The following is a 24,876-nucleotide window of genomic DNA, read 5'->3' on the forward strand; positions in this document are numbered from 1 at the left end:
ACACCGTCGGCGCGATTGACTAGTTATAGGAAACCCCGGAAACCTGTTAACTAGGTCCCCGGGGCTAGTAATCGCGATTGATCCTTCAGCGGCTCGCCGAAGTCCGCAATCCGAGCGCGTCGTCGAGTTCGTCCAAGGTCAGCCGCCGCTCGCTGACAGCCACGGCCGTGAGCACCTCGGCGTAGAGCGCAATCTCGTCCAACGCGACACGGTCGTGGACCCGAGAGTCCAGGTCGTCGTGCCCCACCGCGTCGTCCTTCCTTCCGCAGCCCACACCCTCTACGAGGTTACGGCGGCGTGCCTTCTGGCGACATGGCCCATCGGAGTCATTCCTTTCCGATCCTCCTAGGCACCGTGAGGATCATTTCCCGAAGCGGAGATCACAATTCGGCGAATTACCTGAGCCTCGAGTGACAGAACGATATGGGGGGAGTAAGGGAGAAATAACGGTATTTGTGGTTTAGGTGAGGTCTGTGTGGTTGTCGTCGCGTTCGTGGACGACTCTCCGTACGAGCGCCGTCTGCCCGGCCAGTCCGCTCTGCGGCACTTTGGCCCCCGTCAGCCTCTCCCACGCGAGGCCGGTGGCGTACGCGGCCCCCAGCACGGCCGCCGCGCTCGCCCGGTCGGGCGGCGCCACCTCCAGGGTCGGCGCGGGCTTGGTGAGCACCCTGCCCGGCACCGGGAATCCCTCGGGCTCGGTCGACTCGCTCGCGGAGGTGCCGGTGAGCCCGGCGCGGTCCAGCTCCCCGTACGCGTGCCTGAGCCGGTGGTCCAGCCGGGCCGGCAGCGTCCCCTTGGAGTCGGACAGATCGGCCAGGAACGTCGCGGCGGCCATGGGCGGGTCGGGCATGAAGGCCAGCGCCTCCACCAGGTCGTAGACGGCGTGTGAGAAGTGCGCCGCCACGTCGTTCTCGACGAGCAGGGCCCGGCACAGCCGCCGCGGGCAGCGTTCCAGCCACTCCGCGCGCAGCGCCTCGGCGTCCATGAGGGCGTGTTCATGGTCGCGCTCGCACGGGGCTCCGCTGGTCACGCAAGCTTCCGCTCTCCGCCCCAGGCTCGCCGCACATGTCTGATGGTCGCGCTCGCACGGGGCTCCGCTGGTCACGCAAGCTTCCGCTCTCCGCCCCAGGCTCGCCGCTCCGAGGTCGAGCCCCGGCTGCCGCAACAGGGGCTCGACCATCGTGAGCAGCGCCAGCGCCCGCGGCCTGAAACGGGTGTCGGACATCAGGATCTGAGCCGTGTCGGCCATGATGGCGGCGAGCCTCAGCGCGGCGCGCGGGTGGCCCGCCTGCCGCCGCTCGGCCACGAGCGTGACGAGATCCAGCAGTGGCGGCGCCGGCAGCCAGCGCACCCATTCGTCGCCCGGCAGCGGGCGGCGCAGGTATTCGCCGAACACGGTGATCAGCCGCTCGTTGCCGTCGAACGCCGGCGCGTACGCGCACCACATGATCGTGCCCCAGATGGCCGCCACCGTGCTCGGCACGTCGGAGGCGAAGATCTCATCGAAGGCCGTCAGCGGGTAGTCCAGCTCCGACTTGCGCCCGCTGGCCCGCAGCAGCACCCTGAGCCGCTCGGTGAGGCCCTCCGGTACGTCCGGGCCGATGAACGCCTGGGTGGAGCCCGGCTCGGCGTGGAAGTCGGGTCCGTACGGGATCACCTCAGGAGGCAGCTCCGCCGCCGGGTGCCGTACCTGTCGCGCCCGTACGCCCCTCGGGGGCGGCGCGAGGTACCAGCGGCCGTCGGCGGGGTCGTGCAGGTGCCAGCGCGCGTGCGTGCCGAAGAGCCACCGGTCGCCATCTGGGGTCACAAGTATTCTGGCGGCCAGTACGTGGGCGCGATCAGGCGCCGAAAGCCCTTGCCAGCGCGGGTCCGCGACCATCGCGCGGACCTGGGCCTCGGCAGAAGTGAACGCATCCCAGGGTCGCACGGGCGTCATCGTACTTGGTCGCCTCCGATCATCCATCGGCATTTCACGGCAGAATGTCCGCTATGAGGGGGAAGGTGGCGGGGGTGCTGACAGTCGTCGGTGCGCTCTCCGCCTGCGGCGTGACCACGTCCGCACCGCCGTCCCCGACCGGACCAGGGGTGCTCACCCTGGACAGGGCCCAGCCGCCGACGCCCGGTGGCGAGGTGGGCGAGGCCTCGACGGAGTTCCAGAGCGCGGCGGACATGTCGATGTGGACCAAGCTGAGCGACACGGAGAAGGACGTCGACAGGATCGCCAAGCTCGACGTGAACAAGACCGTGAAGGGCTCGCTGTATCTGGAGCCCAGGACCTCGACCTGGTTCGACGGCTTCCGCGGCCCTTTCGTCTATCAGGAGCTGGCGGGGGACATCCTCATGTACGCCCGGGTCAAGGCCGAGGGCGGCAAGGGCGGTCAGCCGGAGCGGAAGTTCTCGCTCGGGGGTCTGATGGCCCGTGAGCCCGGCTCGTACGCCAAGCCCAACTGGGTGTCGGTCACCACCGGCACGGCCGACGAGAGCGGCCAGGTCGAGGTGAAGTACACCCAGGACGGCAGCTCCAAGCCCCAGGAGCTGGCCGTCAAGGCCGGGTGGGTGGACCTCGCGCTCGGCAGGGTCGGCCGCGCCTTCGTCGCCCTCTACCGGGAGGACGGCGGCGTGTGGAAGGTCGGCCGGCGCTGGCCGTCCAACCTCCCCGACGTGCTCCAATGGGGTGTAACCGCCTATACCGACTGGGACAGCTATAACGTGCTCAAGAAGGACGCGACCAAAGCCAACGCCAAGCAGATCAAGGGGGTACCCGACCTGAAGCTGACTGTGGATTTCGTCCGTTTCCTCCGGCCCGAGCTGCCCGAGTACGCCGACCCGCTCAACACCGCATCGGTGTCGGACGAGGTCCTGATCAAAGCGATGACGCCTGCCGGTGCCTGAGCGCCTTGGCCATGTAGTTGTCCGGCGTGCGGGCGAAGGAGGCCCGATCGTCGTCGGTGAGCTCGCGTACGATCTTCCCGGGCACACCGGCCACCAGCACGCCGGACGGGATCCGCTTGCCCGGGCCGACGAGCGCTCCGGCCGCCACCAGAGTGCCCGCGCCGATGCGGGCGCCGCCCAGCACGATCGCGCCGATGCCGATCAGCGCGCCCGACTCGACGTGGGCGCCGTGGACCATGGCCTTGTGGCCCAGGCTGACCCGGTCCTCCAAGATCGCGGGCTCGCCCGGATCGGCGTGCAGACAGGACAGATCCTGTACGTTGCACTCTTCCCCGACCTCTATCCGCTCATCGTCCCCTCTGAGAACGGAGCCGTACCAGATGCTGGACGCCCGTCCCACGCGCACGCTGCCGACCACCACGGCGCCAGGGGCTATGTACGCCTCAGGGTGTATGTCCGGGACTGCGCCGTTATCCAACGCTGCAATGTACATCCGAGACATCGTAATTCCAGGTCCGGCTAAGGCGTTCCGGTTGCGGACGTGGGCAGATGGCAGGAAAGTCGTTTCCTGACGTCTCGTCGTCAGACCCTCACAAGCCGCGCAGTTTTCCCCCGCCTCACGCAAACCACCATTAGGTAGCCCCCATGATGAACCAGCACGAGAGCATTCCCGATCTGATGCAAGAGGACACCTTCGAAGTCGTGATGCGCGGTTACAACCGCCGTCAGGTCCACGACTACATGATCCGCACCCGTAACCAGATAAGGGATCTGGAAGAGCGGCTGGCGCGGGCCATCGACCAGGCAGAGCAGGGCCGCATCGAGCTGGCGGAGGCCAGGCGGCGCATGGTCGAGACGCCGCAGAACTACGAGGACCTCAGCCCCAGGCTCGCCCAGATCCTCCGGCTCGGCGAGGAGGAGGCCGCGGCCAAGCGGGAGGACGCCGAGGCCGAGGCCGCCAGCGTGCGCGACGCGGCCAAGTCCGAGGCCGAACGGCTCCTGACCAGCTCCCGTGAGACCGCCGACAAGATCCTCACCTCTGCCCAGGCGGAGGCGGAGCGCCGGGTGAACGAGGCCACGCAGGCCGCCGAGGGGATGCTGGCCCAGGCGGGCACGGACGCGGAGGAGCAGCTCGCGGCCGCCCGCACGGAGGCCGAGGACCTGCTGCGCGAGTCGCGCGCCGAGTCCGAGCGCCTGATCACCGCCGCCCAGGCCGAGTCGGAGCAGCTCGTGCAGTCCGCCAACGCGCAGGCCGACAAGCTGGTGTCGGAGGCGCGTGACGAGTCCGAGGCCATGCTCACCTCCGCACGCCAGCGCACCGCCGCACTGGACGAGCAGGCGGGGCGGCGGGTCGAATACCTGACCAACACGCACACGGAGGTCGTGCGGCGGCTGACCGAGATCGGCTCCGTCCTCGGCGACCTCATGCGCAAGGAGTCGACGGCCGGGGCGCTGATCCCGGAGACCGCCACGCCTCCTGCGTCGCCCCAGGACGACGTGCGGGTCATCGTGGACCCGGACGTGGACACGGGCGGGGACCCGGACGAGACGGTCAAGCTCAAGGTCGAGGGGGACGTCTCCGAGGACACCGACGTCCACGTCGTCCGGCTGACGGAAGTCCACAAGTAACCCCGGCCACCCGCTCCGACGGCACCTTGCCCCGGGGCGCTACGCACGCACGGGATGCCGCCCCGCGCGGGGGCCCTGACCACCCGCCCCGGGGCGGCGTGTCACGCGCGGCTGGAGGGCCGCAGAGCGGGGCCGGGTCCGGGCGTGTGCCTGAGGGAAGCGTGAGGGCCAGCCGTGTGGCAACGGGGCGGGGCGGAAGCCTCCGCCCCCGATAGGGTCGGAGGCTTCCGCGATCGTGGCCCCTCCTGCATTTGGGGGCCCGGTGCCGGGGCCGCCGAGACGCTGGACCCGGCACCGGGCTGCTTGTGGACGCCGGCCGCGTAACGGCCTGCGTCAGGGAGGGGCGGGCCCCGCTTGCCAGGGGTGCTGCTCGCCGGCCCGCCTCTCCTGGTCCCGGAGCTGGTCGCGCAGACCGTCCGGGTCGTCCGCGTCGATGGTCATCGCACATCCGGCAGCGTGCTGCGCCGCGCTGAGCGGATGGTGTCTCGTGGCCCACCAGCGGCCCGCGTCGCTCCGCCAGATGGTCCACTGGGGGTACTCCCGGGCGATCTCGGCAAGATGCCGATCAAAGGACATTGCTGTCCGCCTTCCCGGGCCCAGGCGAGGTTCCATCTCCTTCGAAGATGAGGCACTTCTCTAGAGAATTCAATGATCGAGATGGACAGGTCAACCTATCGCTTGACAGATGCTCTTGAACTAGGCGTCGAAGTCGTACTGGAGTACGTACGCCGCCGAGTCGAGCACCATCTCGTTGAGCTCGACGGGCAACCCGCCCGACGTGTACGCGGTCCTGGCGATCACGATCACCGGGGTCCCGCCGGGCAGGTCGAGCAGCGCGATCTCGCGTGGCGTCGGCATGCGGGCGCGCACCTCCTCGGTGAAGTGGGCAGGAGGGACGCCGAGGTCGCTCAGCCTGGCGTAGACGCCGCCCGGGCCGGTGTCAGCGAGGGTGATCGCGCTGCCTTCGACCAGGTGCGCCGGGAAGTAGGAGGTGGCCAACTGCACGGGCCTGGTGTCGACCGAGTAGCGGCGCCGACGTACCCATACCTCGCCGCTCTCCAGGACGCCCGCCACCTCCTCGGCGGCCCGCTCCAGAGCCACCTCCACCCGGTCCACCGTGAAAGGCCGGCCCCGCGTGTCCGCATCCCAGATGGCCCGGCCCTGACCCCACTGCTCTCGTGACAGGCGGCGTGAGCCGTGCCTGCGTATCGGTTTGAACAGCCGCACGTAAACCCCCGAACCTCGTTTGGGTACCGCCAGCCCTTCATTGATCAGTACGGCAAGCGCCTGCCTGGCGGTGGCTCGTGCGATTGCGTATTCGGCCATCAGCGCGTTCTCGCCCGGTAGTCGGTCCCCGTCGCGCAGTTCGCCGGACAGGATCCGGGCGCGGAGACCATCGGCGATGCGGCGATAGATAGGGGGCTCGTGGGGTACCGGGGATTCAGACACTATTGATCACCCTCTGTCACCAACCAGGTTGTGGCGTCTCCAGAGAACTTGCCCCGTCTTGTCCACGATCGCACAGATAGAAAGCTTGGTCGTGGGCTTCTTTTGAGCGGATCGTGCCCGAGTGGTGAATTCGACGGGGTTTTAGCAGACCGTTACCGTGGAACGGTCTCAGCCGGTATTCGAACGGCCCACCAGCGGCGAGTAATCAGGGCAAAGATCGCAGCGCCTGCGGTGTTCAGGAGGACGTCGTCGACGGACGAGAAACGACCCAATCGCAAGACGTACTGAAGGACTTCGACGATGACCGAAAATGCGGCCGCGACCGCCGCAACGCGCGCCGTCGAGGACATCGCGCGACTGCGTACCGGCAGCAGCGCGCCCAGCGCGGCGAACACCAGCAGATTGCCCCCGACCTGCACGAACACCGCCTCCCACGGCGCTGTGACCAGGTCGGCAAGGTCGGTGAACGGGATGAGACCGACTCCTGTCTGACCGCTCGACGGCGTGAGGGTCATCCAGATCCACGGAGCCGTGCCGACCACTATGCCGATGTCGGCGATCGCCGTGCGCAGGGGAGCCGGATGGCCGGCGCGGACGCGGTGGCGGAAGAGAAGCAGGATTGCTAGCAAGGCGACAGGAAGTGCAAACGTACCAGCAATAATGACGGTTCCCCACAATTCCCACGTCCGCGCCATCCGACCATGATGGCGATGATCCAGGGGTACCGGAAGCTGTCTATCTGGACAGGGTCACCGGCAGGTGCTCGGACAGGAAACCGAGAGCCACCTCCCATGTACGCTCGGCCGCCTCCGGGTTGTGGAACATCGGGGCCTCACTGTTGTGGAAGGCGTGTCCGGCCGCCTCCTCGATGTGCATGACCACGTTCGGCCGGCCCTCCGCGGCCCGCTCGACGACGGCCACCCGGTCACGCTTGATGAACGGGTCGCTGCCGCCGAAGACCAGCAGCAGGGGCGCCGTGATGCGCTCCATGAGGCCGGTCGAGTCGGGCACGGCGGAGCCGTAGAAGGACAGGACGGCGTCCAGCTCCACCTCCGCGGCGAGCGTGTAGTCGATCGAGCCGCCCAGGCAGAATCCCAGCGCGCCCACCCCGCCGCGCACCTCGGACAGCGAGCGCAGGTGCGCGACCGTCAGCGCGCAGTCGACCACGCCCTTCACGAAGTCGAACCCGCTCGCGAGCTCGATCGAGGCCGCGGTGCCCTCAGGGGTGTGCTCGCCCTGCCAGTGCGGGCGGAGGCGCCAGAAGAGGTCCGGCGCGGCGACGACGTAGCCGCGACCGGCGAGGTCGAGGGCGACTTTCTCGATGTAGCGGCCGACGCCGTAGATCTCCTGGACCAGGAGGATGCCGGGTCCCGTCCCCGAGTCGGGGAACCATAGATGGACGTCGAAGGTGCCGTCGGAGGCAGCGACTTGATCGGTTCTGGTTCGCATGTGCAACAGCATCGCTCATAGCGCTGACGCCGTTCCGGCGAGACGATGCGATCAGAGAGTCCCGAGGCATCACCCGTTGTCCGCCGATCGCTCAGCGATCTATACAGGGGAGAAGAGGAGAGTGTCGTGCTGACCCATTACATCGGTGGCGAGCCGGTGGGCGCGGGTAAGACGTTCCCGGTCCACGACCCCGTGACGGGCGCGGTGATCAGCCAGGTGCACGAGGCCGATCCCGAGGTCGTCGACCGGGCCGTGCGCGCGGCCAGGGAGGCGGCGCGCGACTGGGCGGCGATGCCCGTCGGCGAGCGCGCCGGGTGGATGCGGCGCCTGGCCGCGGGCATCGAGGCCCGCTTCGACGACCTGGTGACGGCGGAGATCGCCGACACGGGCAAGCCGCTCGACCAGACCCGCACGCTCGACATCCCGCGCGGCATCGCGAACTTCCGCGCCTTCGCCGAGATAGCCGCCCAGCGCCCGGACGACGCCTTCCACCTGTCCAGCGTGCTCAGCTACACCGTGCGCAGGCCGCTCGGCGTGGTCGCGGTGATCGTCCCGTGGAACCTGCCGTTCCTGCTGATGACCTGGAAGCTCGCGCCCGCGCTGGTCGCCGGCAACACGGTGGTGGTCAAGCCGTCGGAGCACACGCCCGGCTCGGCGGCGGTGTTCGCGGAGATCTGCGCCGACGCCGGGCTGCCCCCGGGCGTCGTCAACATCATCTTCGGGTACGGCTCCGCCGGCCAGCTCCTGGTCGAGCACCCATGGGTGGACGCCGTGACGTTCACCGGGTCCACCAGGACGGGCACCGCGATCATGCGGACGGTGGCCGAGCGGGTCAAGCCGGTCTCGTTCGAGCTGGGCGGCAAGAACGCCGGGCTGGTCTTCGAGGACTGCGACCTCGACCGGGCCATCGACGGGACCGTGAAGTCGGTCTTCACCAACGGCGGGCAGGTGTGCCTGTGCACCGAGCGGCTCTATGTGGAGCGGCCGATCTTCGAGGAGTTCTGCGCCCGGCTCGCGAGCCGCGCCCAAGAGATCGAGCCGCAGCCGATGATCTCCCAGGAGCACCGCGAGAAGGTGCTCTCCTACTACTCCTTGGCCCGCTCGGAGGGAGCCAAGGTGCTCACGGGGGGCGGCGTGCCCACGTTCGGCGACCCCCGCGATACCGGATATTTCGTAGAACCGACTGTAGTGACAGGCTTGTCGGAATGGTCCAGGTTCAATCGGGAGGAGATCTTCGGTCCCGTGTGCCACGTCGCCCCCTTCGACAGCGAGGCCGAGGCGATCGACCTGGCCAACGGCAGCGAGTACGGCCTGGCCGCCACGCTCTGGACGACCAGCCTCGACCGCGCCCATCGCGTCGCGCAGCGACTGGAGGCCGGCCTCGTCTGGGTGAACACCTGGTACCTGCGCGACCTGCGCACCCCGTTCGGCGGCGTGAAGCTGTCAGGCATCGGCCGGGAGGGTGGCATCCAGTCGCTCGACTTCTACTCCGAACCCACCACGATCACCATCAAACTGGAGCACCCCGATGTATGACGAATGGTCCGACGCCGTGGACACGCGGACCCAGGCAGCCGACCGACTGGCCGAGGCCGCGCGTTCCGGCAAACCGTGCGCGCCGATCAGAGACCTGGTCAGCACGGCGGCCGACGCGTACGCCGTACAGGAGATCAACACACGACGGGCGATCGAGGCGGGGCGGCGGCTGGTCGGCAGGAAGGTCGGCGTGACCAACCCGCTGCTGCAGCAGCAGTTCGGCATCGACCAGCCGGACTTCGGCATGCTCTTCGGGGACATGGCGTACTCGGACGGGCTTCCCGTGCCGATGGACGGGTTGCTGCAGCCGCGGGCCGAGGCCGAGGTCGCGCTGGTGCTCGGCCGGGACCTGACCGGCGGGCCGTTCACGGTGGCCGACGTGCTCAGGGCGGTGGAGTTCGCGTTGCCCGCCATCGAGATCGCCGACTCGCGGATCGCCGGCTGGGACATCACGCTGGCCGACACGGTCGCGGACAACGCGTCGGCCGGCGCGTTCGTGCTGGGCGGCACGCCCGTCCCGCTGATGGGTCTCGACCTGCGGGCGGCGGCCATGACGATGACGCGGGGCGGACAGGAGGTCTCGACCGGCTCCGGCGAGGCGTGCCTGGGCAACCCGCTCAACGCCGCCGTCTGGCTCGCCTCGCGGCTGGGCCCCACGGAGTACGCGCTGCGGGCCGGAGACGTGGTGCTGACCGGCGCGCTCGGCCCGGTGGTGCCCGTCGAGCCCGGGGACGTGTTCGAGGCACGCATCGAGGGGCTGGGCTCGGTGCGGGCGGTGTTCCCCAAGTGAGCGGACGCGTCAAGGGACTCAGGGTGCCCGGCAAGGCCGTCCCCCGAGGCAGGTTCCCGCACGTCAAACGGGCAGGTGACTTCCTGTACGTCTCGGGTACGAGTTGCCGGCGCCCCGACGACACGTTCGTGGGCGTGGAGGTGGACAAGTTCGGGGCGACGAACCTGGACATCCGCGCTCAGACCAGGGCGGTCATCGAGAACATCGGTGACATCCTCAAGGCGGCCGGAGGTTCGCTCGCCGACCTCGTACAGATCACCACCTACCTGGTCAACATGAACGACTTCAAGGGCTACAACGAGGTCTATGCCGAGTTCTTCGACGAGGAGGGGCCCACGAGGGCCACCGTCGCCGTGCACCAGCTCCCACACCCCCACCTGCTCATCGAGATGCAAGCCGTCGCCTACCATCCGCAGGAGCGATCATGATTGCGCCCATTGACTTCACCAAGTGGATCGACGAGCACGCTCACCTGCTCAAGCCGCCGGTCGGCAACAAGGTGGTCTTCGAGGGGGCGAGCGACTTCATCGTGATGGTGGTCGGCGGGCCCAACTCCAGGACCGACTTCCACGTCGATCCGTACGAGGAGCTGTTCTACCAGGTGCGCGGCAACATGCACGTCAACGTCGTGACCGAGGACGGCCCCGAGACCGTGCACATCCGCGAGGGGCAGATGTGGCTGCTGCCCCCGCGCATGCCGCACTCGCCGCAGCGGCCGGAGGCCGGGTCCGTGGGGCTCGTGGTGGAGAAGATCCGGCCGGAGGGCGAGCTGGAGAAGTTCCAGTGGTACTGCATGGAGTGCGGCGAGCGGGTGCACGAGGTCGAGTTGCAGGTACGCGACATCGTCAAGGACCTGCCGCCCGTCTTCGAGGCGTTCTACGCCGACGAGCAGGCCCGTACCTGCGGCAACTGCGGCGCGCTCCACCCTGGCAAGGGCTAGATGGCCGTCGACGTCCACACGCATTTCGTGCCCAGCGGCTGGCCCGACCTGGGCTGGCCCGGGGCGCCCCGGCTGAGGATCGAGTCGGAGCGTGAAGCGACGATCCTCGTCAACGGCCGTGATTTCCGGAAGATTCAGGATGACTGCTGGGACCCGCGGGTCCGGCTCGCGCGGATGGACGAGGACGGCGTGGACCGCCAGGTGGTCTCGCCCACGCCCGTCTTCTTCGGCTACGACCGGCCGGCCGTCGAGGGCATGCGGATCGCGAAGGTCTTCAACGACCTCGCTCTGGAGATCTGCGCGGACCCGCGGCTGGTCCCGTTCTGCCAGGTGCCGCTGCAGGACCCGGAGCTGGCCTGCGTGGAGCTGGACCGCTGCCTGGACTCAGGTCACAGGGGCGTGGAGATCGGCAACCACGTCGGCGACCGCGACCTCGACGACCCGGGCGTCGTCCGGTTCCTCCAGCACTGCGCCGAGAGGAACGTTCCTGTCTTCGTGCACCCGTGGGACCTGCCCGCGGGCCCGCGCATCGAGCGGTGGATGGCGCAGTGGCTGGTCGGGATGCCCGCGGAGACGCACCTGTCCATCCTGGCGATGATTCTCGGCGGCGTGTTCGATCGGGTGCCGGACACGCTGCGCATCTGCTTCGCGCACGGCGGCGGCTCCTTCGCGTTCTGGCTCGGCCGGTTCGAGAACGCCTGGCACCGCAGGCACGACCTGGTCGGCGTCTCGGAACGGCCGCCGTCCCACTACCTCGGCAGGTTCAGCGTCGACTCTGCCGTCTTCGACGAGCGCGCGCTGCGGCTGCTCGTCGACACTCTCGGGGAGGACCACGTGATGCTCGGCAGCGACTTTCCCTACCCGCTCGGCGAGTCGCCACCGGGCGACCTGATCCGGAACGCCGGCTTCCTGTCCGGCGCGGCCCGGACCAAGCTGCTCGCCGCCAACGCAGAGGCGTTCCTGGGCTGAGCCATGCGCGCATCCGTGCTGGGGTTAGTCGTGCTGATGGCCGCCGGCTGCGGCGGGGCCGTGCCGCTGTCCGGCGAGGGAGATCCGCTGGTCAAGGTCGGCGCGATCATCTCGCAGACCGGCGTGTACGCCGTGCTCGGCGACGACATGGAGACCGCCATGCGCCTCTACCTGGACGACCACGGCGGCCGCCTGGGCGGCAGGCCCGCCGAGCTGGTCGTGGCCGACGACGCGGGCAGCCCGGAGGAGGGCCAGGCGCAGGCCAGGCGGCTCATCGACGACGAGGGCGTGGACGTGATCACCGGCCTGATAGCCTCCCCCGTCGCCGAGTCGGTGGTCAAGGCGGCCGGCAGCACGCCGGTGGTGATCGCCAACGCGGGCGCCGACACGCTGGGCGGTCCGAACGTCTTCCGCGTCTCGTACACCAACCACGACCACGGCTACGCCGCCGGACGCTACGCCGCCGAGCGGTACGGCAAGGAGGGCGTGGTGCTCATGGCCTCCGACTACTCGGCGGGCATCGAGACGCTCAGGGGCTTCACCGAGGGGTACGGCGCCCAGCCGCTCAAACGCATCCTGACGCCCTACGGTCAGGTCACGGACCTGGAGCCGTACTTCGCGCAGATCCCGCCGGAGGCGAAGCTCCTGTACGCCTTCTACGCCGGCGGCGACGCGGTCGAGTTCCTGAAGGGCTACCAGCAGCACGCCGCCTCCAAGGTCAAGCTCCTGGCCTGCCAGAACCTCGCCGACGAGGACGTGCTGCGGGCCGTCGGCCAGGACGCCGAGGGCATCACCAGCGTCGGCATGTACTCGCCCGCGCTGGACGACCCGGACAACACCGCCTTCGTCACCCGATGGCGGGCGAAGACCGGCCGGAACCCGTCCGCGGTGGCGCTCCAGAGCTGGGACGCCATGCGGCTCATCGACAGAGGGCTGGCCGAGAAGGGAGGGATGGCGGCAGTGGGGGAGCTGGACGGGCCGCGCGGGGCGTTCCGGCTCGACGCGACGCACAACCCGGTGCAGAACTGGTACGTCCGCGAGTACCACAATGGGGTGAATCGGGTGGTTGCCACCATGCCCCCACAAAAGGAGTGAAGCATTGGACCGGGACGAGTGCCTCGCCCTCGACGCCGCCGACCCGCTGCGGGACTTCCGGGATGAGTTCGTGCTGCCGGAGGGAGTCGTCTACCTCGTCGGCAACTCGCTCGGCGCGCTGCCCCGCCGTGCCGCGGAACGGGTGCGGCAGGCGGTGGAGGACGAATGGGGCAAGGAGCTCGTCGGCGGCTGGAACCACTCCGGCTGGTACGCGCAGCCGCTGACCGTAGGCGACCGGCTGGCCCCGCTGATCGGCGCAGGACCCGGCCAGGTCGTGGTGGGCAACACGACCTCGATCGCGGTCTTCCAGGCGGTGGCGGCGGCGCTGCGGCTGCGCCCCGAGCGCCGGGTGATCGTCTCCGACGTCCGGAACTTCCCCACTGACCACTACATGGTCCAGGGCCTGGCCCGGCTGCTCGGCGGCTACGAGGTGCGCGACTTCTCGGAGGGACGGTTCGACGACGCGGCAGTGGTGCTGCTGTCGGAGGTCGACTACCGCACCGGCGCCCGCCACGACGTGCCGTCGGTCACCGCCCGGGTCCACGAGGCCGGCGCGCTCATGGTCTGGGACGTGTGCCACAGCGTGGGGGCCATGGAGGTGGACGTCTCAGAGGCGGACTTCGCGGTCGGATGCACGTACAAGTATCTCAACGCGGGTCCGGGCGCCCCCGCGTTCCTCTACGTCAACCCGCGGCACCACGCCGCCGCCGAGAACGTGCTGTCCGGCTGGTACGGCCACGCCGAGCCGTTCGCGTTCGAGCCCGGCTACCGCCCGGCGGAGGGCGTCAGGCGGTTCGCGGTGAGCACCCCGCACGTGCTGTCCTTCGCGGCGCTGGAGGCGGCGCTCGACGTGTGGGAGCGGGTGCCGATGGACCTGGTGCGGGCCAAGAGCATGGCGCTGACCTCGCTCTTCGTCGACCTGGTCGGCGACGCGCTGGAGCTGGCCTCGCCCGCCGACCCGGCCGTACGCGGCAGCCAGGTGAGCTTCCGCCACCCTGACGGCTACCCGGTGATGCGGGCGCTGATCGACCGGGGCGTGCAGGGGGACTTCCGCGCGCCGGACATCCTCAGGTTCGGCTTCGCGCCGCTCTACATCGGTTACGCCGACGTCCACCACGCGGCGACCACGCTGCTCGAGGTGCTGGACAAGGAGCTCTGGCGGGACGAACGGTACGCCACCCGCCTGGCGGTCACCTGACCGGGCGCTCGTCGAGCTGCTTGACCGCCCGCTTGGGCGCGATGGCGCGGTAGCTCTCCTCCACCCAGTCGAGCAGCACGTCCGTCTCCGGCAGCGGCGAAAGGAACGGCACGGTCACCCACCCCGCCTTGCCCAGCCCGTAGCCGCTGGGCGCCGCCCCTTCGACGGTGAGCGCGTGGCCGTGCGCCTCAGACAGCAGCTTCACGCCGAACGACGGATTCCACTTCTCGGTCTGCTCGTCGATGCCGAGGAAGACGAAGACCTTCTTGTTCACCTTGATGACGGTCTCGCCCCACGGGTGGTCCTCGTGCGTCTCGGGCAGCTTGAGCGCATACGCGCGCAGCTCTTCCCGTACGTCGTGCCAGTCGCTCATCGGCGGAATTCCTCCAGCTTGCGCTCGATGCTTTCCCTGATCATGTCCCTGGCCTCCATCCTGGGCACGCCGGACATGAGCAGGCGGTCGTAGTCGGTGTCGAGGTGTCTGATGGAGGCTATGACAGCCAGTGTGATGGCGTTCTCGTCGAGCGCCCTGGCCGCCGCCGTCCTGCCCACCCGGCCGCTGCCGCGCTGTCCGGCGTGCTCGGCGATCTCCTGCGCCCGCTGCTCCGGGCAGCCGGGGAACAGCCTGGCGATCTCGGCCGCCATCCTGGCCTGGAACTCGACGTCCTGCTCCGTCCTGCGGACCCGGTCGCGCTCGCGGCGGCGCAGGCGCACCTCCTCGTCGGCCAGGCACCGCTCCTCGGCGGCGGCCAGCGCGGCCTCCTCGACCAGCAGGCCGGCGCGCTGGTAGACCTTGCGCCGCCGGTTGTACCGGACGACCACCGCCGACAGGCCGCTCTGCTGCTTGGCCCGGCGACTGAGCGCCGCGTCACCCGACGGCAGGAACACCAGGTGGTCCATGTCCGCGCAGGTCAGGCAGTGGGGCTGGTCGTCCTCCATGATCAGGTAGGGCCCCGTGTCGCCGCACGAGGCGCACGTCCACTCGTTGATCGGGGCCACCGCCACCAGGTCGGGCACCTTGGGCTCGGTGAGCCTGCGGACCCTGGCCTCGCTGAGGTCGGGTGAGAGCCAGTGCACGCGGAACGGCTCCTGCCCGTGCCCGGCGGTGAAGCGCAGCTCGCGGCGGTCGCGCGTGCCCGCCACGTACGGCGTGTCCACCGGCTTGAGACCCTTGGCCAGCGCCCACTCCTTCAGCAGGCCGGCCGTGGTGAGCAGGCGCTCCTCGTCGACGGACGCCAGCTCGGACAGCGTGGCGGCCCGGCCCTGCCGCCAGATGTCCACATGTCTGGAGTGCAGCCAGCGCAGCCCCGTCACCACGTCGATGAACGTCACGTACTTCCGCGCGGTCAACGCGATCTCGGCCGCGTCCGCGACCCTCCGCGCCAAATTGGGCTTGCTCACGGAGCCTCCTGCGTCGGCCCCGTGAGCATGCTGCTGTGTCTATTGGTTCGCTCCCTGCGCTCGCTCACGGGGCCTCCTGCGTCGGCCCCGTGAGCATGCTGCTGTGTCTATTGGTTCGCTCCCTGCGCTCGCTCACGGGGCCTCCTGCGTCGGCCCCGTGAGCATGCTGCTGTGTCTATTGGTTCGCTCCCTGCGCTCGCTCACGGGGCCTCCTGCGTCGGCCCCGTGAGCATGCTGCTGTGTCTATTGGTTCGCTCCCTGCGCTCGCTCACGGGTCCAGTCTCCCGCGCCTTTGTCGTGAGATGGCGAGCCTCGCAGCTTTCCTTTTGGCCTTTGCGGCAAGAACACGTCCGGCCCCTCGAGGATCCGGTCGTGGAGGAAATCGTGCGTCTGTTCTGGCCGGCCGTACTCATGCTCGCCACCTCGTGTGGCCTCGCTGAGGACGGCACGCAGCCCGTTGTCACGGGTGCGTTCGGCACCAAGCCGGTCGTCGCCATCCCCAAGGGCAAGCCGAGCCGCACACCGAGCATCACGGTGCTGTCGACGGGCAGCGGCCGGCGTACGCTGCCGGGCGACGTGGTGCTCGCCGACGTGGACATCCGGCGCTGGTCGGGCAACCGGCCGTACACGAGCACCTATGACGGCCACCAGCCCACCGCGGTGGTCTTCGACGGCAGGCAGGTGGCGGAGACCTGGCGGCAGTCGCTCATGGGCCGGCCGGCGGGCAGCCGGGTCATGCTGGTCGGCCCGGCGTCGGAAGCGCTCGGGCCGGACGTGCCGCTGACCGGTGTCGCGCCCGGGGACACGCTCGTGCTGGTCTTCGACATCCTGGGCGGTTACCCGCCCGACGCCCGGCTCGTCGGCCGCACCCTGCCGGCGGTCCCGGCCGATTTCGGGCCGGGTTCGCCGCCCCGGGTCCTCATCGACGGCTCGGGGGACGAGATCGCGGCCGGCTCGAAGGTGGTGATCCAGTACCTGGAGTCGTCCTGGCCGTCCCGGGCGGTCGTGGACTCGTCGTACCGGAGGGGCGGGCCCAGCGCGTTCACGCTGAAGGAGGGGGCCGTGCCCGACGGGTGGGTGGAGGCGCTCGTGGGCCGCCGGGTCGGCAGCAGGGTCGCGGTCTCCGGTTTCGGTGACGAGCCGTCGCTCTACGTGATAGATGTGTTGGACACGTTCACGCACGTGTGAAGGGGCCGGGTGAATCTGTGTCCACCCGGCCCCTCATCCCGTCTGTCTCGTCAGTCGCAGTGTTCGAACCCGCTGTCGTACGTCGAGGAGCCGGCCTTGCCGCCCCACTTGACGCACTTGCCGGAGGCCGACGCGATGACCGGTCCCGCGTAGTAGCCGTAGCTGCCCGAGTCCGTCTTCCTCGCGCTGCCCTCCACTTCCAGGTAGGCCGTGGTGGCGGTGGCCGTACCGGCGTTCTTGTACTTGATCGTGGTGACGCAGTTGTTGCCGTTGGAGCTGTTGTAGAGCAGGTAGACGGCGCCGTCGGTGCCGAGCGTGGCCGAGTCGATCACGTCGTAGCCCGAGCCGCAGACCGACGTCGGGGTGTAGGGGTTGCCGCAGTTCTTGGAGGTCACGGTCTGCTGCGGGTAGCCGAACGTGACGCCGTTGAAGACGGCCTTCTGGATGTTGTCCGGGTAGTTGGTCCCCAGCCGTACCTCGTAGTGCAGGTGGGGGCTGATGTTGTTGCCCGGTGCGCTCGTGTTGCCGACCGTGCCGATCTGCTGGCCCTGCGACACCGTCTGGCCCTGGGTGACCGTACGGGTGTTCAGGTGGGCATAGTACGTCGCCCAGCCGTTGCCGTGGTCGATCTTGACGAGGTTGCCGTAGCGGTTCGTCGAGCCCTGGTGCGCGGAGATCACCACGGTGCCCGCGGCGGCGGCCACCACGGTGTCACCCAGGTCGGCGTCGGCGGTGCTGCCGCGGTTGAAGTCGATCTCCCATGACTGGTGTGCGCTGCTGTTGCCGGAGTTGCCGGTCCAGCTCTGGTTGCAGGGGAACGGCAGCTGGAAGTTGGTCGCGAGGATCTGCGCCTGATCCGACCCCGGCACGGGGTCGGCCATGGCGGCGGGGGCGGTACCGAGGCTGAGTGCCAACGCGAGGCACGCGATCATGGCTCGGCTGAGCTTCATGGGGGGTGATCCTTTCCCGTGGGATCTCTGACAACAGAGTCAGGAAAGGGCGCACAAGAATCGTCCAGAACTGATACAGGATCTGCCGGAAGCTCCGCGATCGTGCCTAGGGTGTCTCGTCGAGGTCGGCGCGGATCATGCTGTAGAGCACGCCGTCATGCCACCGGCCTGCGCGGAAGCCGCCGCCGCGCAGGACGCCCTCCCGGGTGAACCCCGCCTTCTCCAGCGCCCGCTGCTCGGCCACGTTGGTGATCTCCGTGCTCGCCTCGATCCTGTTGGCCGTCGAGTGGTCGAACAGGTAGCGCGCGAGCAGCCGCTGCGCCTCCGTGCCGTGGCCCCGGCCGCGGTGCTCCGGCGCCACGATCAGCCCCATCGACCAGTAGTAGCTGGCGCGGTTGGCGACCTGCTTGCTCCACGACACGAGGCCGATGTCGTCGCCGCCGTCCGCGATGATCAGGATGCCGCCGTCGTCGCCCAGCATTCCGTTGTCCTGCCAGCGTTCGCGCAGGCGGTGGGGGTTCTGGAAGCCGTACCACTGGAACTCTCCCGTGCTGTCGGGGTCGCTCGTGAGCCGGTACAGGAAGGGCAGATCATCTTCTCCGACTGGACGCAGGCGTATGGTCATGATCGGGACACTAGCCGACGTACCAGGCGTTTGAGGCGGGACTCCTGGAGCGCCGCATTTCCCTCAAGAGCGTCGAGGGCCTCGGCGGCGGTCGGGCGCCTGGCCGGGGAGTGGTCGAGCATCCTGCGTACGACCTCGGGCACGTCGGGACCGTGGGCGTCGGGGCCGTCCGGGAGCCGGCCGGTGAGCAGGTGATAGGCGACGGCGCCGGCCGCGTAGACGTCGGAGGCGGTCGTCATCCGGTCGGGCCGCTCCTGGCACTCGGGCGCCACGTAATGGGCGTCGAGCACGTTGCCCAGCTCGTGGGCGACGGTGTAGTTACGCGGCCCCGGCTTGGCGTAGTCGAACCCGGTCAGCACCGCGTGCCCCTCGTCCGTGACCAGCACGGAGGCCGGGGTCAGCGCGCGGTGGACGACGCCGTTGGCATGGGCGTGCGCGAGCCCGCGCAGCAGGTCCTGGATCACACTCAGCCGGGCGCCCCTGCCGAGCGACAGGTGCAGCGCCTCGCCGTGCACGTCGTCCAGCACCAGCACGAACCGGCTCTCGTCGTCGATCGCGAAGAAGTCGCGCGAGCGCACCACGCACGGATGCGGGGGGATCCTGGCCAGCGTCTGGTACGCGTTGGCGATGCGCTGCCGCTCGGCCGCCCGCGCCTCGCTGTCGGCCAGCGGGTCGGCCTGGTAGACCCGTAGCAGCACGGTCTCGCTGCCCGGCAGCGTCACGTTGAAGGCGCGATATTCGGTGACCTTGGTGTCGCCGCCGAGCTGCTCCTCGACCTCCCAGTTGCCGAACCTCGGCGGCGCGGTGCTGCGGCGTACCGTCTGGTTGAGCGCGTCGAGAATCGCGGTGCGGTACGGCTTCGCGTCGGGGCTGCACCCGCGCCTGATCCTGGAGACGTCGCTCAGGGTGGTGAGCAGCCCCGGCAGGTCGGTGACGTTGACCGCGTCGCGTCCCGCGGGATCGACCAGCTCGGCGTCGGGCGAGGTGAGCACGACCAGGCAGTCGACGTAGACCCGCTCCAGCTGGGTGGCCTTGGACACCAGCAGGCCCTTCAGCGCCTTGGCGGTGCCGCGCAGCTTGGCCACGGGAGAGCCGAACGCCTCCCTGCGCGGCGGGAACCAGCGCGTGCCCGACACCTCGATGCGGCCCCTGGTGCCCTTGACGTCGACGACCACGAGCGAGTGGCCGGTCAGCACGATCAGGTCCACCTCGAAGACGTCGTGGCCGCGCTGGACCTCGACGTTGTGCAGCAGCAGCCAGTCGGCGGGCGCGTGGTCGCGCAGATAGGCGATCACCCTCCGCTCGGCGTCGTTGACCGGATGTCCCCCGCCGACGATCTCTGCCATGAGGTCATCCTTCCACGATTGTGTCAGCGGGCCGTCGCGAGGATGACGCCGGAGCCGTGGGGGGCTCCAGCGCTCACCAGCCACGCGAGCCCCACCGCCGCCCCCGTCCCGTGCTCCAGCACGCGCCCGCCCGGCGGCGTAAGAGAAGTTCTCCATTTTCGGTTGATCATTTGCTAAACAGCGGTGAACGGCTGCCCCATCGCGCGTGCGGTCGGTAAAAATAAAGCTCGTTCGCCGGACTGTTTCCGTTGTGTGTGCCCCGCGCATGGTTGACGAGCGCGAAAACCGAGTGCCAAGAAATCGAGGCACCTCCTTGACCTCCACGAGGGCTTTATGAGTTGCGATTCAGGCGGCCTCCCGCGATTGTTATTTCCGGCACCTCACAGCCCTGCAGAAACGACTATGGCGCTGGATGTTTCCGCGCCGATCCATGGAGGAAAGCACACATGATCCGTCGCATTCTGGCCGGTGCAGCAATCGCCGCCGCCGCTCTTGGCTTCTCCGCCACCGCGGCCTCCGCCGACGTCGGTCCCAACCCGCAGACCAGCGGATGGACCCTCCTGAGCCAGCTCACCGCTGCCGAGGACCTGACCGCGCTGAACAACATCCTGAACGACTCCGCCAAGGACGTCCACGTCCTCCCCGTGTCCGTGCCGGTGTCCGTGAGCGACCTCGACGCCCCTGTCCTGGCCGTCCCGGTCATGAGCCACGTGGCCCCGGTCGACACCGACTGAAGGCTCCTCACGTGGCGTAGGCAGGAAGCCGATCGCGGCTCCCGTGTGAGGGGCTGCCCGGCCAAAGGTCGTCTTCCTGGTAGTTGAGGTGAACCAGAAGAACGGGCCGTGGACGTTCGCGAGGCCACGGCACGGGCTTGGTGCGCACTGAGCTATCCGCGCCCCGTGGCCCGGGTCGATCACTGCAGGATCACCTGGGCCCGGGGCCGTGGCCGTTCACGGCCGTCGTAGAAGACCAGATCCCCCGGCCCCCCGGTACTACTTCCTCCTCGGACATCCGGCTCCCCGACCACCCCAAACGTATTCTCTCCCCCAATCCTCCGGCCATGGCCCCATGAATATGGGATGCCGGCCATCTCGATCGCGGCACGCGGGCGCCGCCATGGTTCCCCATTCTTATGGAGTTTTCGGCGTTCCCCGTCGAACTCGCGCGCCCGGCGGCTTGAGGCCGTTTCCCGAATATCCGGCTCGTCGAGGGCGGGCGGCTGCCCCGCGCGACGGCCCGGCTCCGTAGCCCCGCTCCTGGCCGGCCGTACGCCCACCGCACCAGCGCCCGGAGCCCATGCCCGGCCCTTCATAATTTCCCCGTAATTCGGTCATTTTCCGGCGAAAATTACATAGTGAAACATACTTCGTGTAACCTGGTGAATCGTCAGAGCAGGAGCTACGACCCCCAGAGCGTGTGTGTTGGGGGGTGCGACGTGAGCGGCGCCGAAGACCGGCTGCTCTATCAGGATCGGCAGCTGAAGATTACGGTATGCGCGGCTCCCGGGCCGCCGTCCGTGGCGCTGATCGGGGAGATCGACGCCTCCAACAGCCCTGCGGTGGCCGGCGCCCTGGCGAGTTGCCGCCAGGGCGCGTACATCGTCGTCGACATCGGCAAGCTGAGCTTCATTGACGTCTCGGGTCTGCGCGTGCTCGTCATGCCCACGCTCCCGCCCTCACAGCGGTGGATCCGCCTGCACAACGTCACGCCCCACCAGCGCCGGCTGCTGCGCATGATGGGCTGGTACTACGAGCCCCGCGCCCATCACCTGCCCGCGTAGCGAGCAGGCCGCCGAGGTGCCGAGGCCGGTCGGGCCGCCCAGCCGGAACTGCGGCGGCCGGTTGTGGCGGCGCAGCGACTCCTCGTCGTACCTGGAGCAGTGCCGGTGCCAGTTGAGTATCCCGCTCACCCAGTCGCGCAGCCCGTCCACGAACGCGTCGAGGTCCCGCCGGGCGTCCGCGTCGAGGCCGAGGTCGTCGCACACGAGCGGCAGCTCGTGCTCGACGATGTGCTCGAACTGCCGCATCCGCGAGGTCAGCAGGTCGTTGACGATGCCGAGAGCCGTCGGGTAGTCGCAGTCGAAGAAGTTCTGCACCACCAGCACGCCGTTGTGCAGGTTCCCCTCGAACTCGAGCTCCCTCTGGTAGGAGAAGATGTCGTTGATCAACGTCCCGCAGTCGGCGACGGCGCTCTCCAGCGCCCGCATCGGCCCGCTCTCGCGCACCTCGACGGAGATCCTTCTGCCGTGCCGCAGCCGAGCCAGGCTCATCGTCAGCTCGGCGCCGGAGGTCAGGCGGCGCATCTCGATGTAGTCCACGGGATCGGGGATGTGGTTGCCGAGCTGGTTGGCCAGCTCCCACAGCCAGCTCGTGCAGGTGCGCTCGATCAGTGCGCGGAGCTCGCGGCGATCTTCGAACGGCATCGGACCCACGGTACGCGCCCAGACATCGGCCAGTGCCCGCTCCAGCGGGCTCGCCGGCGGCGGAGCGGGGGTGCCGTCCAGCGGCATGAACGCCGAGAACCGCTCCACCGTGATCCTGGCCGCCATGAGGTTGCGGGACCGGCCGTAGACGGCCGGGAAGTAGTCGTCCGCGTACGTTCCCCAGGCCATCCAGTACGACGCCAGATCCAGCTCCTCAGGGGTGCCGTCGGGATGGAGGCCGGCGGCGCACAAAGGCAGGTCGATGTCGATCAGCTGCTGCTCGTCCCACAGGCCCGAGTCGAGAAGTCCCATCTCTCCGCACCAGGCCACGGTGTGCCGCCGGGCGGCGTCGAGATGGGGCGACAGCCTGACCTGGAACGGCATGTACAGGTCAGGGATCCGCGATGGACCCACCCGCTGGTGCGGCACGTGTGTGAAGGTGCGCAGCCGCTTGGCCCCCAGCAGGTCGACGATCGACGACATGCCCAGCGGCCTGGCGGGGGCGGCCCGCTTGTTCATGTACCGGCTGGAGCGCAGGTGCCACTCGTGCCCGCCCGACTGCCAGTCCTGCAGCCCCTTGACGTAGGCGAGCACCCCGGCCGCGCTGACCGGATCGACCCCGTACTCCGCGAACAGCGGGCCCAGCTCGGTGAGCGCCGTGTGCTCGAACTGCTGCATCCGTGAGGTCAGCAGGTCGTTGACGGCGTCGGCGGCCTCCTGCGTGCCGCAGGCGAGGAACGTCTCCAGCACCAGCACGCCGTTGCTCAGCTCGCCCTCGTCCCCGACCTCCCGCTCGTACGAGAACAGGTCGTTACGCAGGTGCACCGCGTCCGCGAAGGAGTCCTTCAGCACCCGCATCGGACGCGTCCCCGCGAGCCGCGCGGGCACCTCCGCCCCGACCGCGTGCTCGACGAGCCCGGCCGACCAGGGCGCCCCGCCGACCTTGCGGCGCATCTCGATGTACTCCACCGGGTTGGCCACCCGCCCCCGGTTGATGTTGGCCAGCTCCCAGAGCGACTCATTCAGCAGGTTGCGGGTGCTCTCGGCGAAGCGCGCCCGCCAGTCCGCGGACCTGCTCGGCACCGTACGCATCCACAGATCGGCCAGGCCGGCCTCGACCGGGTTGGCGGGCTCGGGCATGGTCAGGTCATCGCCCATCGGCATGAAACGGGGGATCCGGTCGAGGTACGCCTTGCCGCCCCGCAGGTCGCCGGAGCGCTTGAACACCTCGAGGAAATGGTCGTCGAAGAAGAAGACCCACACGTACCAGTCGGTGATCAGGCAGAGCTCGGCGCCGTCGCAGTCGGGATGGGTGTAGGCGCACATCAGCGGATAGTCGTGGGCGTCCAGGTCGGCCTCCTCCCACACGCCGGGGTCGTCGAGCATGCCCATGTCGCGCGCCCACCGCTTGGAGTGCACGCGAGCCTCTTCGAGATGCGGGTTCAGCCGCGCCGGGTACGGCAGGTAGAAGTCCGGCAGTTCGAACGGCTGGCTCATGGTCGCTCCTTCGCAGTGCGCGGGCCGGCACCCTGCATGTGGTGCCGGCCTCCGGCGTCCGGTCCCTCGGTCAGCCGTTCCTGCCGACCTCGACGTCCTCCAGCACGCCGAGCGCGTCCGGCACCAGAACGGCCAGCGAGTAGTAGGCGCTGACCAGGTAGGAGATGACGGCCTTCTCGTTGATGTTCATGAACCGGACCGACAGGCTGGGCTGGTATTCGTCGGGGATGCCGGTCTGGTGCAGGCCGACGACGCCCTGGTTCTCCTGCCCGGTGCGCATGAGCAGGAAGGACGTCGTGTACGTGGCCGAGATCGGGATCTTGTTGCACGGGAAGATCGGGACGCCTCGCCAGGCCGGCATCTTGTGCCCGAGTACGTCGATGGACTGCGGGTAGACGCCGCGCTTGCTGCACTCCCTGCCGAAGGCGGCGATGGCCTGCGGATGGGCCAGGAAGAACGCCGGGTCCTTCCACACGGTGGCCAGCAGGTCGTCGAGGTCGTCAGGGGTGGGTCGGCCCGTGCGGGTGCGGATGCGCTGGCTGAGATCGGCGTTGTGGAGCAGACCGAACTCCCTGTTGTTGATCATCTCGTGCTCCTGCCGCTCGCGCAGGGCCTCGATCGTGAGCCGGAGCTGCTGGTCGAGCTGGCTCATCGGCTGGTTGTACAGGTCGGAGACCCGGCTGTGCACGCGCAGCACCGTCTGGGCCACGCTCAGCTCGTACTCGCGCGGGCTCAGCTCGTAGTCCACGAACGTGCCGGGCAGCACGGGCTCGCCGGTGTGGCCCGACGCCAGTTCGATGGCGGCCTCGCCGTAGTCGTTGTGGGCGTGCTCCTCGTTGGCGCGCCAGTGGTCCAGGTGCTCGCGGAGCGTGGGGAACCGGTCGGCCAGCTGCTCGAAGTCCTGCCTGGACAGGGTGAGCACGGTGGTGGCCGTCTTGGCGCGCGCGGTGAACGCGAACCGCCCGCCGTCGGTCAGTGTCTGCTCGCCGAAGTGGTCGCCGTCGGCCAGGATGCCGAGACTCTGCTCGTCGCCGTACGCGCCGCGGGACACCTTGCTCACGCGGCCGTGGGCGATGAGCACGAGCCGGTCGATGGGCCGGCCCTCGGAGACGATCTCCTCACCCGCCTCGATCTCACGCTGAGCGAAGCCGCCGGCCAGGGCCTGCAGCGCCTCCGTGTCGTCGAAGCCGCGCAGCATGGGTATCTCGGTCAGCTCGGCAGGGATCACCCGTACGTCAGAGCCGGTGTTGCTGAACGTGATGCGGCCATCGCCCAGCTCATATGTCAGCCGCCGGTTGACCCTGAACACGCCGCCCGAGCACTGCACCCAGGGCAGCAGGCGCAGCAGCCAGCGCGAGGTGATCTCCTGCATCTGCGGCGGCGTCTTGGTCGTGGTCGCGAGCTGCTTGGCGGCCTCGGTGCTGAGGCTGAGCTGTCCGTTGCCGTTGACGGCCTCAGGGGCGGTTGAGTTGGTCGTTTCGGTCATCGTGCTGCACCACC

At 69.1% G+C, this 24,876-nt stretch carries 25 protein-coding genes; 12 read left to right on the top strand and 13 right to left on the bottom strand.

The window, feature by feature from the left end; all coding sequences use genetic code 11:
- Positions 1–460: 460 nt before the first annotated feature.
- Positions 461–1,927, bottom strand: coding sequence for a hypothetical protein (locus tag ABD830_RS43890; protein ID WP_378520898.1), 1,467 nt, complete (start codon positions 1,925–1,927; stop codon positions 461–463).
- A gap of 62 nt (positions 1,928–1,989) precedes the next feature.
- Here ABD830_RS43890 and ABD830_RS43895 point away from each other — a divergent pair, with 62 nt between their 5' ends.
- Positions 1,990–2,892 carry a hypothetical protein gene (locus ABD830_RS43895; protein ID WP_345000677.1) on the top strand — a complete coding sequence of 301 codons (903 nt, stop codon included), beginning with the start codon at positions 1,990–1,992 and terminating at the stop codon, positions 2,890–2,892.
- On the opposite strand, the gene ABD830_RS43900 is transcribed toward ABD830_RS43895, so the two are convergent.
- Positions 2,864–3,385, bottom strand: coding sequence for a gamma carbonic anhydrase family protein (locus tag ABD830_RS43900; protein WP_378520897.1), 522 nt, complete (start codon positions 3,383–3,385; stop codon positions 2,864–2,866). The two genes, ABD830_RS43895 and ABD830_RS43900, sit on opposite strands and share 29 nt — an antisense overlap.
- Positions 3,386–3,537: 152 nt before the next feature.
- Between ABD830_RS43900 and ABD830_RS43905 the strand changes: the two genes are divergently transcribed.
- Complete coding sequence (locus ABD830_RS43905; RefSeq protein ID WP_345000681.1) at positions 3,538–4,521, top strand: hypothetical protein; 984 nt, start codon at positions 3,538–3,540, stop codon at positions 4,519–4,521.
- Between the two features lie 333 nt (positions 4,522–4,854).
- On the opposite strand, the gene ABD830_RS43910 is transcribed toward ABD830_RS43905, so the two are convergent.
- The 4 genes from ABD830_RS43910 to ABD830_RS43925 form a co-directional block, all read right to left on the bottom strand.
- Entirely contained in the window at positions 4,855–5,097 is a 243-nt protein-coding gene (locus ABD830_RS43910) for a hypothetical protein (protein ID WP_345000683.1), read from the bottom strand.
- A 120-nt stretch (positions 5,098–5,217) separates the two neighbouring features.
- Positions 5,218–5,970: a GntR family transcriptional regulator gene (locus ABD830_RS43915; protein WP_345000685.1), complete on the bottom strand. Its 753-nt coding sequence runs from the start codon at positions 5,968–5,970 to the stop codon at positions 5,218–5,220.
- A 152-nt stretch (positions 5,971–6,122) separates the two neighbouring features.
- Positions 6,123–6,665, bottom strand: a complete 543-nt coding sequence (locus ABD830_RS43920) for a VanZ family protein (RefSeq protein ID WP_345000687.1) — start codon at positions 6,663–6,665, stop codon at positions 6,123–6,125.
- A gap of 40 nt (positions 6,666–6,705) precedes the next feature.
- The gene (locus ABD830_RS43925) at positions 6,706–7,419 is read right to left on the bottom strand and encodes a dienelactone hydrolase family protein (RefSeq protein WP_345000689.1); all 714 of its coding nucleotides are present in this window, start codon (positions 7,417–7,419) and stop codon (positions 6,706–6,708) included.
- Positions 7,420–7,545: 126 nt separating this feature from the next.
- On the opposite strand from ABD830_RS43925, the gene ABD830_RS43930 reads away from it, so the two are divergent.
- Genes ABD830_RS43930 through kynU form a run of 7 tightly spaced genes read left to right on the top strand, consistent with a single transcriptional unit; the run spans position 7,546 to position 13,947 of the window.
- Positions 7,546–8,955 (top strand): aldehyde dehydrogenase family protein, encoded by a 1,410-nt coding sequence (locus ABD830_RS43930; RefSeq protein ID WP_345000691.1) that lies wholly within the window; start codon positions 7,546–7,548, stop codon positions 8,953–8,955.
- A complete protein-coding gene (locus ABD830_RS43935) occupies positions 8,948–9,745 on the top strand; it encodes a 2-keto-4-pentenoate hydratase (RefSeq protein WP_345000694.1) in 798 nt (265 codons plus the stop codon). The genes ABD830_RS43930 and ABD830_RS43935 overlap by 8 nt, the downstream gene beginning before the upstream one ends.
- Entirely contained in the window at positions 9,742–10,173 is a 432-nt protein-coding gene (locus ABD830_RS43940) for a RidA family protein (RefSeq protein WP_345000696.1), read from the top strand. Before ABD830_RS43935 ends, ABD830_RS43940 begins: the two co-directional genes overlap by 4 nt.
- Positions 10,170–10,685, top strand: a complete 516-nt coding sequence (locus tag ABD830_RS43945) for a 3-hydroxyanthranilate 3,4-dioxygenase (protein ID WP_345000699.1) — start codon at positions 10,170–10,172, stop codon at positions 10,683–10,685. The genes ABD830_RS43940 and ABD830_RS43945 overlap by 4 nt, the downstream gene beginning before the upstream one ends.
- Positions 10,686–11,654, top strand: a complete 969-nt coding sequence (locus ABD830_RS43950) for an amidohydrolase family protein (protein WP_345000701.1) — start codon at positions 10,686–10,688, stop codon at positions 11,652–11,654.
- A 15-nt stretch (positions 11,655–11,669) separates the two neighbouring features.
- On the top strand, positions 11,670–12,749 hold the full coding sequence (locus tag ABD830_RS43955) for an ABC transporter substrate-binding protein (RefSeq protein WP_345000703.1): 1,080 nt from the start codon (positions 11,670–11,672) through the stop codon (positions 12,747–12,749).
- 4 nt (positions 12,750–12,753) lie between these two features.
- Complete coding sequence (gene kynU / locus ABD830_RS43960) at positions 12,754–13,947, top strand: kynureninase (RefSeq protein ID WP_345000705.1); 1,194 nt, start codon at positions 12,754–12,756, stop codon at positions 13,945–13,947.
- On the opposite strand, the gene ABD830_RS43965 is transcribed toward kynU, so the two are convergent.
- On the bottom strand, positions 13,940–14,320 hold the full coding sequence (locus ABD830_RS43965) for an MmcQ/YjbR family DNA-binding protein (RefSeq protein ID WP_345000707.1): 381 nt from the start codon (positions 14,318–14,320) through the stop codon (positions 13,940–13,942). The two genes, kynU and ABD830_RS43965, sit on opposite strands and share 8 nt — an antisense overlap.
- Positions 14,317–15,348, bottom strand: a complete 1,032-nt coding sequence (locus ABD830_RS43970; RefSeq protein WP_345000709.1) for a DUF2293 domain-containing protein — start codon at positions 15,346–15,348, stop codon at positions 14,317–14,319. The genes ABD830_RS43965 and ABD830_RS43970 overlap by 4 nt, the downstream gene beginning before the upstream one ends.
- Before the next feature lie 372 nt (positions 15,349–15,720).
- Between ABD830_RS43970 and ABD830_RS43975 the strand changes: the two genes are divergently transcribed.
- Complete coding sequence (locus tag ABD830_RS43975; RefSeq protein WP_345000711.1) at positions 15,721–16,536, top strand: FKBP-type peptidyl-prolyl cis-trans isomerase; 816 nt, start codon at positions 15,721–15,723, stop codon at positions 16,534–16,536.
- Positions 16,537–16,586: 50 nt separating this feature from the next.
- Here ABD830_RS43975 and ABD830_RS43980 read toward each other — a convergent pair whose 3' ends face one another.
- The 3 genes from ABD830_RS43980 to mads6 form a co-directional block, all read right to left on the bottom strand.
- Positions 16,587–17,486 (bottom strand): M23 family metallopeptidase, encoded by a 900-nt coding sequence (locus ABD830_RS43980; protein ID WP_345000713.1) that lies wholly within the window; start codon positions 17,484–17,486, stop codon positions 16,587–16,589.
- 106 nt (positions 17,487–17,592) lie between these two features.
- A complete protein-coding gene (locus ABD830_RS43985) occupies positions 17,593–18,111 on the bottom strand; it encodes a GNAT family N-acetyltransferase (RefSeq protein ID WP_345000715.1) in 519 nt (172 codons plus the stop codon).
- Positions 18,108–19,457: a methylation-associated defense system protein kinase MAD6 gene (gene mads6 / locus ABD830_RS43990; RefSeq protein WP_345000718.1), complete on the bottom strand. Its 1,350-nt coding sequence runs from the start codon at positions 19,455–19,457 to the stop codon at positions 18,108–18,110. The genes ABD830_RS43985 and mads6 overlap by 4 nt, the downstream gene beginning before the upstream one ends.
- Positions 19,458–19,903: 446 nt before the next feature.
- Here mads6 and ABD830_RS43995 point away from each other — a divergent pair, with 446 nt between their 5' ends.
- Positions 19,904–20,191 (top strand): hypothetical protein, encoded by a 288-nt coding sequence (locus ABD830_RS43995; protein WP_345000720.1) that lies wholly within the window; start codon positions 19,904–19,906, stop codon positions 20,189–20,191.
- Positions 20,192–20,892: 701 nt separating this feature from the next.
- On the top strand, positions 20,893–21,237 hold the full coding sequence (locus ABD830_RS44000; RefSeq protein ID WP_345000722.1) for an STAS domain-containing protein: 345 nt from the start codon (positions 20,893–20,895) through the stop codon (positions 21,235–21,237).
- Here ABD830_RS44000 and ABD830_RS44005 read toward each other — a convergent pair.
- Positions 21,133–23,376, bottom strand: a complete 2,244-nt coding sequence (locus ABD830_RS44005) for a terpene synthase family protein (protein ID WP_345000725.1) — start codon at positions 23,374–23,376, stop codon at positions 21,133–21,135. The genes ABD830_RS44000 and ABD830_RS44005 overlap by 105 nt on opposite strands.
- A 70-nt stretch (positions 23,377–23,446) precedes the next feature.
- The gene (locus ABD830_RS44010; protein WP_345000728.1) at positions 23,447–24,862 is read right to left on the bottom strand and encodes a family 2B encapsulin nanocompartment shell protein; all 1,416 of its coding nucleotides are present in this window, start codon (positions 24,860–24,862) and stop codon (positions 23,447–23,449) included.
- Positions 24,863–24,876 lie beyond the last annotated feature (14 nt).

This window comes from Nonomuraea helvata, assembly GCF_039535785.1.
In the GTDB taxonomy this organism is placed as follows: domain Bacteria; phylum Actinomycetota; class Actinomycetes; order Streptosporangiales; family Streptosporangiaceae; genus Nonomuraea; species Nonomuraea helvata.

What these genes read in the sequence shown, in the direction of transcription:
- ABD830_RS43895 (WP_345000677.1), top strand. Translation starts at nt 1,990, where the DNA reads ATGAGGGGGAAGGTGGCGGGGGTGCTGACAGTCGTCGGTGCGCTCTCC.
- ABD830_RS43900 (WP_378520897.1), bottom strand. Translation starts at nt 3,385, where the DNA reads ATGTACATTGCAGCGTTGGATAACGGCGCAGTCCCGGACATACACCCT.
- ABD830_RS43905 (WP_345000681.1), top strand. Translation starts at nt 3,538, where the DNA reads ATGATGAACCAGCACGAGAGCATTCCCGATCTGATGCAAGAGGACACC.
- ABD830_RS43910 (WP_345000683.1), bottom strand. Translation starts at nt 5,097, where the DNA reads ATGTCCTTTGATCGGCATCTTGCCGAGATCGCCCGGGAGTACCCCCAG.
- ABD830_RS43920 (WP_345000687.1), bottom strand. Translation starts at nt 6,665, where the DNA reads ATGGCGCGGACGTGGGAATTGTGGGGAACCGTCATTATTGCTGGTACG.
- ABD830_RS43925 (WP_345000689.1), bottom strand. Translation starts at nt 7,419, where the DNA reads ATGCGAACCAGAACCGATCAAGTCGCTGCCTCCGACGGCACCTTCGAC.
- ABD830_RS43935 (WP_345000694.1), top strand. Translation starts at nt 8,948, where the DNA reads ATGTATGACGAATGGTCCGACGCCGTGGACACGCGGACCCAGGCAGCC.
- ABD830_RS43945 (WP_345000699.1), top strand. Translation starts at nt 10,170, where the DNA reads ATGATTGCGCCCATTGACTTCACCAAGTGGATCGACGAGCACGCTCAC.
- ABD830_RS43950 (WP_345000701.1), top strand. Translation starts at nt 10,686, where the DNA reads ATGGCCGTCGACGTCCACACGCATTTCGTGCCCAGCGGCTGGCCCGAC.
- ABD830_RS43965 (WP_345000707.1), bottom strand. Translation starts at nt 14,320, where the DNA reads ATGAGCGACTGGCACGACGTACGGGAAGAGCTGCGCGCGTATGCGCTC.
- ABD830_RS43980 (WP_345000713.1), bottom strand. Translation starts at nt 17,486, where the DNA reads ATGAAGCTCAGCCGAGCCATGATCGCGTGCCTCGCGTTGGCACTCAGC.
- ABD830_RS43985 (WP_345000715.1), bottom strand. Translation starts at nt 18,111, where the DNA reads ATGACCATACGCCTGCGTCCAGTCGGAGAAGATGATCTGCCCTTCCTG.
- mads6 (WP_345000718.1), bottom strand. Translation starts at nt 19,457, where the DNA reads ATGGCAGAGATCGTCGGCGGGGGACATCCGGTCAACGACGCCGAGCGG.
- ABD830_RS43995 (WP_345000720.1), top strand. Translation starts at nt 19,904, where the DNA reads ATGATCCGTCGCATTCTGGCCGGTGCAGCAATCGCCGCCGCCGCTCTT.
- ABD830_RS44005 (WP_345000725.1), bottom strand. Translation starts at nt 23,376, where the DNA reads ATGAGCCAGCCGTTCGAACTGCCGGACTTCTACCTGCCGTACCCGGCG.
- ABD830_RS44010 (WP_345000728.1), bottom strand. Translation starts at nt 24,862, where the DNA reads ATGACCGAAACGACCAACTCAACCGCCCCTGAGGCCGTCAACGGCAAC.